14 protein-coding genes are annotated in these 13,563 nt (G+C 63.8%); 6 read left to right on the top strand and 8 right to left on the bottom strand.

Annotation, left to right across the window (positions count from 1 at the left end):
- Nucleotides 1–2 precede the first annotated feature (2 nt).
- Both FNJ47_RS26160 and FNJ47_RS26155 read left to right on the top strand, forming a co-directional pair.
- Nucleotides 3–1,106 (top strand): serine/threonine protein kinase, encoded by a 1,104-nt coding sequence (locus FNJ47_RS26160; protein ID WP_163158288.1) that lies wholly within the window; start codon nt 3–5, stop codon nt 1,104–1,106.
- 212 nt (nt 1,107–1,318) lie between these two features.
- Nucleotides 1,319–1,597 (top strand): DUF1488 family protein, encoded by a 279-nt coding sequence (locus FNJ47_RS26155; protein ID WP_165445868.1) that lies wholly within the window; start codon nt 1,319–1,321, stop codon nt 1,595–1,597.
- A gap of 195 nt (nt 1,598–1,792) precedes the next feature.
- On the opposite strand, the gene FNJ47_RS26150 is transcribed toward FNJ47_RS26155, so the two are convergent.
- Genes FNJ47_RS26150 through yajC form a run of 5 tightly spaced genes read right to left on the bottom strand, consistent with a single transcriptional unit; the run spans nt 1,793 to nt 6,056 of the window.
- Nucleotides 1,793–2,656, bottom strand: coding sequence for a phytoene/squalene synthase family protein (locus tag FNJ47_RS26150; protein ID WP_163158286.1), 864 nt, complete (start codon nt 2,654–2,656; stop codon nt 1,793–1,795).
- Nucleotides 2,653–3,036 carry an Mth938-like domain-containing protein gene (locus FNJ47_RS26145; protein ID WP_163158284.1) on the bottom strand — a complete coding sequence of 128 codons (384 nt, stop codon included), beginning with the start codon at nt 3,034–3,036 and terminating at the stop codon, nt 2,653–2,655. The genes FNJ47_RS26150 and FNJ47_RS26145 overlap by 4 nt, the downstream gene beginning before the upstream one ends.
- A 6-nt stretch (nt 3,037–3,042) precedes the next feature.
- Entirely contained in the window at nt 3,043–4,053 is a 1,011-nt protein-coding gene (gene secF, locus FNJ47_RS26140) for a protein translocase subunit SecF (RefSeq protein ID WP_163158282.1), read from the bottom strand.
- 10 nt (nt 4,054–4,063) lie between these two features.
- Nucleotides 4,064–5,659, bottom strand: coding sequence for a protein translocase subunit SecD (gene secD, locus FNJ47_RS26135; protein WP_163158280.1), 1,596 nt, complete (start codon nt 5,657–5,659; stop codon nt 4,064–4,066).
- Nucleotides 5,660–5,699: 40 nt separating this feature from the next.
- Nucleotides 5,700–6,056, bottom strand: coding sequence for a preprotein translocase subunit YajC (gene yajC / locus FNJ47_RS26130; protein WP_021081225.1), 357 nt, complete (start codon nt 6,054–6,056; stop codon nt 5,700–5,702).
- Nucleotides 6,057–6,245: 189 nt separating this feature from the next.
- Here yajC and FNJ47_RS26125 point away from each other — a divergent pair, with 189 nt between their 5' ends.
- The 3 genes from FNJ47_RS26125 (at nt 6,246) to FNJ47_RS26115 (ending at nt 9,756) form a co-directional block, all read left to right on the top strand.
- Complete coding sequence (locus tag FNJ47_RS26125; RefSeq protein WP_163158278.1) at nt 6,246–7,229, top strand: ATP-binding protein; 984 nt, start codon at nt 6,246–6,248, stop codon at nt 7,227–7,229.
- Nucleotides 7,230–7,296: 67 nt separating this feature from the next.
- A complete protein-coding gene (locus tag FNJ47_RS26120; RefSeq protein WP_163158275.1) occupies nt 7,297–7,770 on the top strand; it encodes a hypothetical protein in 474 nt (157 codons plus the stop codon).
- A 363-nt stretch (nt 7,771–8,133) separates the two neighbouring features.
- Nucleotides 8,134–9,756, top strand: a complete 1,623-nt coding sequence (locus FNJ47_RS26115; protein ID WP_163158273.1) for a porin — start codon at nt 8,134–8,136, stop codon at nt 9,754–9,756.
- A 99-nt stretch (nt 9,757–9,855) separates the two neighbouring features.
- Here the strand turns inward: FNJ47_RS26115 and FNJ47_RS26110 are convergent, their stop codons facing one another.
- Together FNJ47_RS26110 and FNJ47_RS26105 are read right to left on the bottom strand one after the other, a co-directional pair.
- The gene (locus tag FNJ47_RS26110) at nt 9,856–11,238 is read right to left on the bottom strand and encodes a LysM peptidoglycan-binding domain-containing M23 family metallopeptidase (RefSeq protein ID WP_163158271.1); all 1,383 of its coding nucleotides are present in this window, start codon (nt 11,236–11,238) and stop codon (nt 9,856–9,858) included.
- Nucleotides 11,239–11,348: 110 nt separating this feature from the next.
- Nucleotides 11,349–11,999: a protein-L-isoaspartate(D-aspartate) O-methyltransferase gene (locus FNJ47_RS26105; protein WP_236000106.1), complete on the bottom strand. Its 651-nt coding sequence runs from the start codon at nt 11,997–11,999 to the stop codon at nt 11,349–11,351.
- Nucleotides 12,000–12,378: 379 nt separating this feature from the next.
- Between FNJ47_RS26105 and FNJ47_RS26100 the strand changes: the two genes are divergently transcribed.
- Entirely contained in the window at nt 12,379–12,756 is a 378-nt protein-coding gene (locus tag FNJ47_RS26100; protein ID WP_163158269.1) for a response regulator, read from the top strand.
- Nucleotides 12,757–12,774: 18 nt separating this feature from the next.
- On the opposite strand, the gene surE is transcribed toward FNJ47_RS26100, so the two are convergent.
- On the bottom strand, nt 12,775–13,542 hold the full coding sequence (gene surE, locus FNJ47_RS26095; RefSeq protein ID WP_163158267.1) for a 5'/3'-nucleotidase SurE: 768 nt from the start codon (nt 13,540–13,542) through the stop codon (nt 12,775–12,777).
- Nucleotides 13,543–13,563 lie beyond the last annotated feature (21 nt).

Raw genomic sequence — 13,563 nt, 5'->3', positions numbered from 1 at the left:
TCATGAGCTTGCCGAAAGACGACGACGCCACCCTGTCGGCGCGATGGAGCCAGGGTGTCCTGCTCAAGCGCGACGTGTTCTCAACCGTCGAGCGCGGTCGCTTCCGCACTGAACACGGCGAAGTCGACGGCGTGCTGCGCCGGCTCGATCAGGTGCCGTTTTGGTCGTTCGCCGTGGCCCTGCATCTGTTCTCGCGCGAGCGCCGCGCGCTGACCCTGGCGCGTGACCTCGACGTCGGGCCGAAGCTGTTGTGGGCCGGTCGGCGCGCACTGGTGCGCGGCTTCATCGACGGGGCGGCGCTGCATCTGGCGAAGCCGCATGGCGACGTCGCTTATTTCCGCTCCGCCAACCAAGCGTTGCGCAAGCTGCATCGCGCCGGCATCTGTCACAACGACCTTGCCAAGGAGCAGAACTGGCTGGTCGGCCGCGACGGCCGCGCCTACCTCACCGACTTCCAGCTCGCCGCCTGCTTCAGGACCCGAAGCCGCCTGTTCCGTATCGCGGCCTATGAAGATCTGCGGCATCTGTTGAAGCACAAGCGCAGCTACGCGCCTGAAGCGTTGACGCCGAAAGAGCGCAAGGTGCTCGCCAGGAAGTCCGCGGTCGCCAGCATCTGGCTCAAGACCGGCAAGAAGGTCTATCAGGCGATCACGCGCGGCATCTTCAATTTCACCGACCGCGAGGGCGGCGGCCGCCGGCTGGTCAACGACGCCCCGGTGCTGGTCGATCTGATCCGCAGGAATCCGGACGTGCGCGATACCGCGATCGTCGCCTTCGCCGACCGCCGCGTCGGCGTCGGACTCTACGCCTTCGTCGAGGCCGACCAGTCGGCGCTGGAGAAGACGCTGCGCAATGAGCTTGCCGCAGCCAAGGGCGTGAAACCGCCGGAGCACATCCAGATCGTGCACGCCTTGCCGCGCGATGCCACCGGCAAGCCGCGCACGGAAATCCTGCAGCTCGTCGCCATGAATCAAGTCGACCTGATCGAGCCGCTGATGCGCAGCGACGCCGATCGCGAGTTCCTCAGGGACATCCTCGAGCAACGCAAGAATCTGCGCGATCGCTTCAATTTCGAAGTCGCCGAGATGGATCGCCCAGCGCGCTGAACCTCGATGGCGCTGAAACGCCGTCGCGCTTCAGCTTCTTGTTTGAGCACGATCTCCGTGCAAACGCGTTCCGCGTTCGTCGCGAGGGAAAACCGCATCGCACTTTCCGGATCGTTCTTTAGGCGCACGCAGTTCGCGGCGCCCGGCCCTCGACAAACGCGGCGCGAAGCCCCACTCTTTGCGAGGGCTAGCGCGCTCAAGGGACAGACTTAATGCCACTCACCCGTGGCCGTATCGGGGGATATGATTCCGAACGGATGGCGTTCGGATTCACCATGATGAACGGCGAGCAGGAAATTGAATGCCAGATCAGCGACGCCGCAATGGACGAGCTGGCCGGCACGCGTGGAACCGCGAGCATGGCGCGGCAGGCGCAATTCGTTGCGCTGCGCGACGCGGTCGAGCGGATCGCATCCGACATCTATGACAGCAGCCCGGTGGTCCGGGGCGCAACGATCCGGATATTCACCAAGCATATTTCGAAAGAATAGAAGCTAGCTACCATTGATCCGGCGACATAAAGTTATCCCCGTCACCCTGAGGTGCGAGCGGAGCGAGCCTCGAAGGGCGAACGGCCGGGCTCTATCCGGGCCGTGCATCCTTCGAGGCGCGCAAGAGCGTGCACCTCCAGCGACAAAGGCGAAGCCTTTGCGCGGGGATGACGGATTGAACGGTGTACAATGGCTCTAGCTGCCGAATTCTTCCGTGCGCGCCGCCCGCCACAACGTCCAGAGCGTGCGCAGGCGTGAGACCGGCTTCGGCGCGAACGGATCGTAGTCGGCCGCCCTCACCCGCTTCAGCTCACGCCTGACATGAGCGAGCGGCAGGAAGATCGGACGCACGCCGGACGGCACATCCGCGAGCAGCCCGAAGGCGGTCTTGAGATGGCCCTGTGCCTCGTCCGCGAGCTGATCGATCGCAGCGCGAATGTTCGGCGTCGGCTTGCCGGCAAAGACCTCTTCCTTGCTGCTGCCGTGCTGCTGAAGCAGCTGTACCGGCAGAAACAGCTGCTGCCGCGAGGCGTCGCGGCCCAGCGACGCGATGACCTGCGCCATGCCCTGGGCGAGGCCTGCATGACGGGCAAGGTGATCGATCGCCTCCGATGGCCGTGCCACCACGCGCGTCGCCTGCGAGAACAGCGCCGAGGCCGTGGCGTCGAGATAGCCCTCGAGGGCGGCCAGCGACGGCATCGGATCGTTGTAGAGATCGAACTGGTGCTCCTCGACCAGCCGTGAGAATGGCGAGACCGGCAGGCGGTGATTGCGGATCGTATGCAGCAATTCGGCCGCAACCGGATTGCCCTCGACGCCGCCGTGCCCCGTCCCGGCCAGCATGTCGGTCCACCATTGCAGCCGCATCTCGCCGGGCAGCGGCTGGCTGACCTGCTCGTGCACGCGCGAGACCTCGATGTTGAAGGCGTAGAGCGCCAGCAACGCCCGGCGTTCCGGACCGGGCAGGAACAAAGTCGAGGCGTAGCGCACGAAGTCATGGGTCCGCACCAGATCGGCGCAGAAGGCCGCGCCGTCCTTCGGCGCCTTCGGCGCGCTCATGGCACCGCGATCAGCGCCGCCGCGACGCGGCGCCGCTCGCCCAGCATGATGTTGTAGGTGCGGATCGCGGGTCCCGTCTGCATCGGGTCGAGCACAACCCGCACCGCGCGCAAGGCCTCACGCAGACCCTTGGGCGGCACCCAGACCTCGGTGCCGCTCCCCACGATCAGGGTGTCGATCGCATTGGCGGCCGCGAATACCTTTTGCAGCGAATATTCGTCGATCTCCTGCGGCCTGGTCACCGCCCAGGCCCACATCGAGTCGGGCAGGCATAACAGCGAGCCGCGATGCGACATATCGGCAAACGCGAATCCACCCTTGCCGTAGGCCTCGATCGGCGCCGACCTCGGAAGATGGGGAGCGTCCGAGGGATTGCTCATGACCGGTTACTTCTTGGCCGGCGCGTCCTGCGCCTCGCCCCGTGTGGTGTGAACCCCGAGATAGATCAGGATCGGCGCCGCGATGAAGATCGAGGTGTAGGTGCCGACCAGCACCACGCCGAACATCATGACCGCGGTGAAGCTGTGGATCGCGTGGCCGCCGAACAGCAGCAGCGCGAGCAGCGCCAGGGTCACGGTGACGTGGGTGATGATCGAACGCGACAGCGTCGAGTTGATCGACTCGTTCAGCAGCTGCGGCATCGGCATCTTCTTATAGCGCCGCAGCATCTCGCGGATACGGTCGTAGATGACGACGGTGTCGTTGAGCGAGTAGCCGAGAATCGTCAGCAATGCCGCGATGCTGGTGAGATCGAAATCGACCTGAGTGATCGACATGAAGCCGATCGTCAGCACGATGTCGTGGACGTTGGCGATCATGGCGCCGAGCGCAAACTGCCACTCGAACCGGAACCAGAGATAGATCAGGATGCCAACGATCGCGAGCATCAGGCCGAGCATGCCGAAGGCGAGCAGCTCGCCGGAGACGCGCGGCCCCACCACTTCGACGCGGCGGTAATCGACGGAGTCGCCGAGCGAGGCGCGGATCTTGCCCACCGCATCCTGCTGGGCCTTGTCGCCGCCCGGCTGTTCGGCGACGCGGATCTGCACGTCGGCCTCGCCCGAACCGCCGAGTTGCTGCAACTGCACCTCGCCGAGGCCGAGACCATTCAACGTCGTGCGCATCGCGGCGATGTCGGCGGAGCCGGATTTGGCCCGTACTTCCAGTAGTGTGCCGCCCTTGAAGTCGATGCCGAAATTCAGGCCGTGGGTGAAGAACAACGTGATCGCGAGGATCGAGAGTAGCGCCGAGATCGGGAAGCTGATGCGGCGGAAGCGTGTGAAGTCGAAGTGCGTGTCGTCGGGCACGATACGCAGCGGCGGCAGCAGGCCGAGCGCCGCGACCACGGTCAGCACGGCAATCAGGATGCCAAGGCCAATGAGAACGGTATGAGTCACAACAGGCCTCTCAGATCGGCACGGTTTGCGGCCGCTTCCACCGCACCCATCCGGCGACGATCAGGCGCGTCATGGTGAAGGCGGTGAACACCGTGGTGATGATGCCGATGCCGAGCGTCACGGCAAAGCCGCGCACCGGTCCGGTGCCGATGTAGAACAGCACGGCGGCAGCGATGAAGGTGGTGATATTGGAGTCGAGGATGGTCGCCAGCGCCCGCTTGAACCCGGCGTCGATCGCCGAGATCGCGTTGCGGCCGCCGCGCAATTCCTCGCGGATGCGCTCGTAGATCAGCACGTTGGAATCGACCGCGATGCCGACGGTCAGCACGATGCCGGCGATGCCGGGCAAGGTCAGCGTGGCGTTGAGCAGCGACAGCAGCCCGAAGATCATGGCGACGTTGATGGCCACGGCGATGTTGGCGAACACGCCGAACAGCCGGTAGGTGAGCAGCATGAACACGATGACGAGGATCGAGCCGACATAGGCCGCGAGCTCGCCCTTCTCGATCGAGTCCTGCCCGAGGCCGGGACCGACGGTGCGCTCCTCGACCACGGTCAGCGGCGCCGGCAGCGCGCCGGCACGCATCAGGATCGCCAGATCGTTGGCGGACTGCACCGTGAAGCTGCCGGAGATCTGCCCCTGTCCGCCGGTGATCGGCTCGCGGATCACGGGCGCCGAGATCACCTTGCCGTCAAGCACGATCGCAAACGGCTGGCCGACGTTATCGGCGGTCGCCTGAGCGAATTTGCGGGCACCCGACGTATTGAACTTGAAGCTGACGATCGCCTCGCCGGTGCGCTGGTCAAAACCGGGTTGAGCGTCGGAGAGTTCAGCGCCGGAAACCAGCACCTGCTTCTTCACGATGTACGGAACCGGTGGCGGCGACGCACTCACGAGCCGCTCCGAGTCCACCGGCACCGTGGCCTGATCGGGCGACGCCGTGGTGTCGACCATGCGGAATTCCATCTTCGCGGTCTTGCCGAGCAGTTCCTTCAGATGGGTCGGGTCCTGCAGGCCCGGCACCTGCACCAGGATGCGATCGGTGCCCTGACGCTGGATCAAGGGCTCGACGGTGCCGAGTTCGTTGACGCGCTTCTCCACGATCTGGATCGACTGCTCGATGGTCTTGCGCATGCGATCGAGCATGGCCGCTTGCGGTATCGTCATGCGGATCAGGCCGCCTCCGGCGTCCGCCACCTCAAGATCGCGCTGCCCGCTCGATCCGATCAGGCCGCCGATCGGCTGCGCGATCTCCCGAAGTTTGGCCAACGCCGCTGGAACATCGGCCTCCTTCGCGATCCGGGCCTCGACGCCGTCGTTGCGGATTACGATTCCCCCGGTGAAGCCGATCCGGGCATCGCGCAGCGCCTTCCGGGCGTCGTCACGGATCTGTTCGAGCTTCTCCTTCTTCACATAGTTGGAGTCGACCTCGAGCAGCAGGTACGAGCCGCCCTGCAAATCGAGACCGAGCACGAGGCGCCGCTGCGCCCAGGCCGGCCAAGTCTTGACCTGCGCTTCGGGGAAGAAATTGGGCACGGCGCACAGGCAGACCACCAGCGCTATCAGGATAATCCCCAGCGCTCGCCACCGCGTGAAATACAACATCGAATTGACCTGTCAGATTCGGCAAAAGGCTCCGCGGCAATCAGCTCGCGGACGCCTCGTCCTTGGCGTCGCCCTTGGCCGGCTCACCCTTGGTCCGCACGCCCGAAATCATCTGGCGCATCTGCCGCACGCGAACGCCGTCCGAAATCTCGAACTCGATCTGGTCGTCGTCGACCACCTTGGTCACCTTGCCGACGAGGCCGCCCGAGGTCACCACGGTGTCGCCGCGGCGGATGTTCTTCACGAGGTCTGCATGATCGCGCACCTTCTTCTGCTGCGGGCGCAGAATCAGGAAGTACATGATGACGAAGATCAGCGCGAATGGCAGCAGCGACATCAACATGCTGTTGGTGTCACCACTCGCTCCAGCCTGAGCAAACGCAGGAGTAATCAGCATTCGGACGATCCTTGGATAAGACGGGAAAGGACCGGCAGCGCCCTCGGGTCGGGGCGGTATGGCGGTCCGGACAAATTCGCGCGGACTATAGCGGCCGCGGTCCCAATTGCAACGTTAACGGACCTTCATTTAGGGCGCTTGCGGGACCGCCGCCAGCCCGATAAGGCTGCGCCGTCAGGAACTGGACAAATGCCGAAAAAAGCCAACAAAACCACCAGCAAAACAGCCAGCAAAACCGCCCCCAAAGCGGCAGCCAAAAGCGTTGCAAAAGCCGCGACAAAACGCCCGGCAACGGAGCTCAACGGCGCGACCGCCGAGCGGATCGCCAACGCCCTGGAGACCATCGCCAGCCGCCTTGCAGCCGCCTCCCCGACTCACGATCCGGCCAAGTCGCTCAGTGCCGCGGACGCCTTTGTCTGGCATCCGGACGGACGCCTGGCCCCGGTGCCGCGCGTCAGCCGCGTCGAGATCGGCCTGCTCAAGGGCGTCGACCGGATGCGCGACATCCTGATGGAGAATACCGAGCGCTTCACCAACGGACTGCCCGCCAACAATGCGCTGCTCTGGGGCGCCCGCGGCATGGGCAAGTCGTCGCTGGTCAAGGCTGTGCATGCCAGCATCAATGTCGGCCGCAAGCCGGCCGACCGGCTGAAACTGATCGAGATCCATCGCGAGGACATCGAAAGCCTGCCCGGCCTGATGGAGCTGCTGCGCAACTCCTCCTTCCGCTTCATCGTGTTCTGCGACGACCTCTCCTTCGACGGCAACGACGCCTCGTACAAGTCGCTGAAGGCGGTGCTGGAAGGCGGTATCGAGGGACGCCCCGACAACGTCATCCTCTATGCGACCTCCAACCGGCGGCATCTCCTGGCGCGCGAGATGATCGAGAACGAACGCTCGACCGCGATCAATCCGGGCGAAGCGGTCGAAGAGAAGGTGTCGCTGTCGGATCGCTTCGGCCTCTGGCTCGGCTTCCATCGCTGCAGCCAGGATGAGTACCTTGCGATGGTGAAGGGCTATTGCGATCATTACGGCATCAAGATCGCCGAGGACGAACTCGAGCGCGAGGCGCTCGAATGGTCGACCACCCGCGGATCGCGCTCCGGCCGCGTCGCCTGGCAGTACACGCAGGAACTCGCGGGCCGGCTCGGTGTGCGGCTGAGCGGCGCTTAGCCCGGGTAGCGCGTCAGGCAAGGCGCGGGGCTTCTGAATTCGGCGCGGCATGGGTACACTCGGCCCCATGCCAGCCGACCCAAGCGCGATTGCGAGACGATGTGGCGAGTGCACCGCGTGCTGCGATGGCTGGCTGAAAATCCGGATTCGTGACCACGACGTCTATCCGGGGCAGCCATGCCCGTTCAGCAGCGCGGGCAAATGCACGATCTACCACGAGCGCCCGGTTGACCCCTGCCGCAATTTCGTCTGCGGCTGGCTGGCGCCGACAAGTCCGCTGCCCGACTGGATGCGTCCGGACAAATCCGATCTCATCTTCCTTCCCGCAAGCTTCGCCTGGCGGGCGATCCCGGTCGACGTCGCGGTCGCCGTCGGGAAGCGTCCGAAGGCAAAGGCGCGCGCCTGGCTCGAAGCCTTCAGCCGTGACATGCGGCGGCCCCTGCTGCTGCAGTCGGACGGGGAATGGCACGCGCATGGACCGCCGCAATTCCTTCACGACATGGTCGAGCAGATATCCGGCGGCCTCGATCCGCTGAGGTAATATAAGACCTTAAACCAAGCGTGCCGTTACTAAAGCCGGCTCCATTTTGGCATTCATTATCCCAAAATGGGCATTGGATGTTGCAGTGCATCTATAAATTGTCAGAAATACTGACACAGTTTGAAAAGAACATTTTTATCAGCTACTTCAGCGCCATCTAAGTAAGTCAAATTTTATTCCAAAGACCTCAGTGCGACAAATTGATGCACCGCAATAGTATTATAGTACCTATTTTGTCACAAGCCGCGATTATCGCCATCAGCTCACTCATCAGCCATGTATCTGGCATTTGGTATACATTAGCATTTCCACCCGTTTGCAGCCTCAGCACCCCGTTGAGGTGATCGGCAAATGGGGAATCGAATGAAAAAGAGACTTCTCGTAGGGACTGCATCCGCGGCGATTTGCCTGGCGCTCACGCAACAGCCGATACATGCGGCAACGCTCGACGACGTCATGGCGCGTCTGGATGCACTCGAACGAAACAATGCAAAGCTCGCCAAGGAGAACGCTCAACTCAGGGATCGCGTGAATCACATCACGAGCGCTCCGGCTCCGGCCACAGCGTCGACGCCAAAGGGCAATCCGGTCCAGCACGCGGCCGTTGCGCCCTCCCCAACGCCGCCGGCTCCCGAACATGCCGTCGTCAGCATCGGTGGCGCGCCGATCTACAGCAAGGCGCCCGGCGGCAACGCCTTCGTCGACAACACCACTGTCACCCTTTACGGCCACGTCGATCTATCGGGCGACTTCTTCAACGCCGGCGTGTTCGATCAGGGCAACAAGTTCGGCGTGGCGAGCAACCTCACCTATTTCGGCGTGCGTGCCCGCCACAACCTCGAGCCGTATGGCTTCGCCGGATGGGCCGCCGTGGCCCAGTTCGAATCCCTGGTCGAGGTCGCGGCTACGCCGACCGAACGCGCCGCATTCGGCACGCGCGACAGCTTCATCGGAATGGAAACACCGTGGGGTGCGATCAAGGCCGGCAAGGCGGATACGCCTTACAAGAAATCGACCGCCAAGTTCGATCCGTTCTCGGCGACGCTCGGCGACTACAATTCGATCATGGGCAACACCGGCGGCGACCTGCGCGCAGAGTACGATTGGCGCGCAGCGCACGCGGTCTGGTACGAGTCTCCGATCTGGAACGGTTTCCAGGCAACTCTGATGGCCTCGCCTGGACAGAACACGGCGAAGGACAACAGCGATTTCGCGCTCGGCGACTTCAACTGCCCCGGCACCTCTGCGCGCGGCAGCGGCAGCGGCTTCCCGCTGACCTCGGCGCCGGAGGGCTGCACCGATGGCTCGTACGGCAATCTGTACAGCGCCTCGCTGACCTACAACCAGGGTCCGTTCACGGCGGTCGCCGCCTACGAGATGCATGAGGGCACCAACCGCACCGGTGACGAGGCCGTCACGCCGCTGAGCAACGGCGGCGTGTTGATCGTGCCGCCGGGAGCCGTCGGCGTCGCCAACGAATGGGCTGCCAAGCTCGGCGCCGGCTATGGCTTCAATGACGGCATCGGCAAACTGCAGCTCTACGGCATCTATGAGATCATGCGGCGCGAGAACACCGTTGCCGACTTCAACGAGCGATCGCGTGACGGCTATTTCATCAGCGCGACGCAGTCGGTCGGCGCCTGGGATATCAGTGCGTCCTGGGCTCACGCCAACGCCTCGCCGGGCTCGCCTGGGACCGGCGTGTTCAATAACTACACCGTCACTCCGGCGGCCGGCTCGGCCGACTTTGCACTCAACACCGTGGACAGCAGCGCCGATCAGTATGCCGCAGGCGTCAAATACCACTTCAGCCCGTTCGCAACCTGGTATCTCGTCGGCAGCTATCTGCGCAACGGCCCCGGCGCGCATTACTGCCTGGGCGTGAGCGGTCATGGCTACGGCGTGTGCGGACGCGACGCCAACAACAACGTGGTTGCCGGCAACAAGGCGAGCGCCGTGACAACCGGCATGACGTTCGACTTCTAGAGCCATCTCCGAAAGCGCTCTGGATCAAAAACAAAACGGGGGAGGCTTGCGCCTCCCCCGTTGTCTTTGTTGTGAGACTTGGAAGTCCCGGCGCGTAACTTACGCGCCGTTGAGGAACTGGAGCGGATCGACCGGGGACGATCCCTTGCGGATCTCGAAGTGGAGCTGCGGCGAGCCCGCCTCGCCCGACTGACCCGACTTGGCAATCACCTGGCCGCGCTTGATGGTATCGCCGCGCTTCACCAGGATTTCGCTCGCATGGGCGTAGGCGGTGACGTAGCCGTTGGAATGGCGAACCAGCACGAGATTGCCGTAGCCCTTCAGCTCACTGCCCGAGTATGCGACGACGCCGTCTTCGGCCGCCTTCACCGGCGTGCCTTCGGGCACCGCGACGTTGATGCCGTCATTGACCTTGCCGTTGGTCTTCGAGCCATAGGCGGTGATGACCTTGCCGCGCACCGGCCAACGGAAGGTCGGCAATGCACCGGTGGCGTCGCTCGACTTGGTGGCGACAGGCGCTTCGGCAGCGGCCGCCGGCTGTTCGACAGTTGCAGTCGGCTGCACCAGCCGCGCGCTCTGCTGCGGCAGCGCAGTGGCGACGACCTTCGGGGTGGCCATGGCCGGTGCCGGGGCCGCAGCGACCGGCGCAGTAGCAACCGGTTGCGCGACGGGCGCGGCAGCAACCATCGCCGTCTTGGCGCCGGGCACGACGAGCTTCATGCCGAGGCTGAGCCTCGCCGACTGGTCGAGATTATTGGCGCGGGCGAGCTCGGCCACCGGGATGTGGTGCTGGCGCGCGATGCTGTGCAGCGTATCGCCACGATTGACGTAGTGCACGCCGGCTGGCGCGGCTGCCACAGCGACCGGCCGCGTGGCGGGTGCTGCCATCGCAGGAGCCGCGGCGACTGCTCCTGGACGCGGAATGACCAGCTGCTGGCCGGGCGACAGCGCGCGCGGTCCCTTGTAGCCGTTGGCGCGCAGGATATCTGCGGTCGAGACGTTGTAGCGGCGCGCGAGCACCTCCAGCGTGTCGCTGGTGCCGACGATGATGGTGGTGCCGCTATGGCCGGCATGCGCCGCGGCGACCGAATGCGGAACGGTGCCGGTGGCTTCGATCTGCGGGCGCGCGGGCGGCGGTGTGTATGACGAAAGCCCGCGGCCGCCTCCGGAGACGCCAGCGTTGGCATTGGCGACCGGGTAAGACTGCGGCGCTGCAACCGGCGGCGGCAGCGGCTGTGACTGGTACTGTGAATACTGCGGTTGCGTTCGCGGCCGCGCGTATTGCGGCAACTCGCGCGGCGGCGGCCCCTGCACGGTGCCGGTCGGCTGCGGATCAAACGCAAACGGATTTTGCGAGTAGGAATTTTGCGAGAAGCGCGACGACATATCGGCGCTGCAACCCGCAAAAGCCATGGACATCAGCGTCAGCACCGCAACCTGCGGTACGCGACGCGAGCGAAGCAACTCAACAACCCCAGACATGGTTACTCACTCGTACGCAACAAAAGACTGTTTTGAGTAAACACGTACCGAGTAAATAACCGCTTAACCCTGCGAATAAGGCGTTGGTGCCAAGCAGCAAATCGCCGGATTTACAATTCGCGCGCGATTCCCGGCAGCGCCGGCACAAAGCGGACATCGACCAGTTCCTTGCGGTCGAAGCCGTTCTCCGTCCGTACCACGCGGACCAGGGTCTGCGTGCCCTGATGCGGTCCGACCGGGGCGATCAGGATGCCGCCCGGATCGAGCCGCTCCAGAAGCTTCTCCGGAATCTGCTCCATCGCCGCGGTGACGATGATGCGGTCAAAGTCGCCCGCGCCGGCCGGGACGTCGAAGCCGTCTCCGAGCAGCACCTCGATATTGTAGTAGCCCAGCTTTTCGAGCCGCTTGCGGGCTCCGTCGGCCAACGTCCGGTAGCGCTCGATGGTCAGGACCTGCTTGCACAACCGGGACAGCACGGCCGCCTGGTAGCCCGAGCCGGTGCCGATCTCGAGCACGCGGTGGTCCTTCTGCAAATGCAGTTGCTCGGTCATGTAGGCTACGACGAAAGGCTGGCTGATGGTCTGCCCGCAGGCGATCGCAAGCGCGCTGTCGCGATAGGCATAATTACGATCGCGCGGATCGACGAACACCTCGCGCGGCACCTCTTCCATGGTACGCAGCACCGCCTGATCGCTCACCCCTCGCCGCCGCAGGGTCAGCTGAAACATCATCTTCTCGGTCGGATCGGGGTTCACGGCCATGTTCGTCAGCGTCTCTGGGCAGCAGCTCGGAATCTCGCTCCGCTTGATGCCATTGAAATCCGAAATACCGCGTTAAGGAAAAATTTCCCGTCACCTTTTGTTCCCGGTCAGGAACCGTCACCCGATTTCATGTTGGTGCCGACACGGTAGCTTCCCATATAATCTGAGGCGATGCGCGGCTGACGCCAGATGGCGCGGACGTGGGCTCATGATTGAGCCGTCGTTCGTCCAGCGGCGGACGGATCTTGCGCAACGAGTCAGTCAGAGTGCTGTGGCAAACAGCTGTCGCACGCTGGAAACCGGATAATTCTCAAACGTTTGCATTGCGCCTTGTAGTGTTATTTGCGAGCCTGTTTCAGGGACGGGCAAGGATTCCATCATGACAGCGATACGGCCGGCGGGCTGTTCAGTTTTCCTCGTGGAGGACGAGGTCATGATCCGGATGATGGTCGCCGATATGCTGGAGGAACTCGGCCACAGTGTCGCGGCCGAGGCCGGCGAAATCGGCGAAGCGGTTAAGCTCGCGCAATCGACCGAATTCGACCTCGCGATCCTGGACGTCAACGTCAACGGCAAGGTGATCACCCCGGTCGCCGAGCTGATCAACGCCCGCAACCGCCCCTTCATCTTCGCAACCGGCTACGGCTCGTCCGGCCTGCCGCCGGAATATCGCGACCGTCCGGCGCTGCAAAAGCCCTTCCAACTGGAAACGCTCGCCCAGATGATCTCCAGCGCGATGAAGGGTGCGCCGGTTTAACGATCGATCACCCTGGAATTACTTCAGCGTCGCGGTCAGCGTTTCCGAAAACGCTTCATCGGTGCGGTCGAGCCGCAGCGGCGTCACCGACACGTAGCGCGCGGCCAGCGCGGCGAGATCGGTGCCTTCGGCCGGCGTATCCATCATCGCCGCGCGCTCGAAGCCGATCCAGAAATACGGATTGCCGCGTCCGTCGTGACGGCGATCGATCTTCAGAAAACCCTGATTGCGCTTGCCCTGCCGCGTGATCCTGATGCCCTTGACGTCATCGGGCATGCACGACGGGAAGTTGACGTTGATGACGGTGTTTCTCGGTACACCCGCGTCGATCACCTTGCGAATGATGTCGGGTCCGAATTTCAGCGCGGTGTCCCACAGCGGCGCGTTACGCGTCTCGATCGAAAATTCCTGCGACAACGCAAATGACGGAAAGCCGAGAATGGTGCCCTCCAGCGCGCCGGCGATGGTGCCGGAATAGACCACGTCCTCGGCAACGTTGCGGCCCTTGTTGACGCCGCTCAGCACGAGATCCGGCAGCTTGTCTCCGAGAATGTGGCGCGCACCCATGATGACGCAATCGGTCGGCGTGCCGCGCACCGCGAAATGACGCGGGCTGACCTCGCGCAGGCGCAGCGGATCGTTGAGCGACAGCGAATGCGAGACGCCGGACTGATCGAGCTCGGGGGCAACGATCCAGACGTCATCGGACAACGAGCGCGCGATTTGCTCGACGACCTGCAGGCCCGGAGCGTGGATGCCGTCATCATTGGTGCAGAGAATTCGCATCCGTCAAAGTGCCTCTTGTTC

This window comes from Bradyrhizobium uaiense, assembly GCF_010811875.1.
Lineage (GTDB): Bacteria > Pseudomonadota > Alphaproteobacteria > Rhizobiales > Xanthobacteraceae > Bradyrhizobium > Bradyrhizobium uaiense.
Note: the sequence above shows the minus strand (reverse complement) of the source record. Positions and strands in the feature narration are given on the sequence as shown.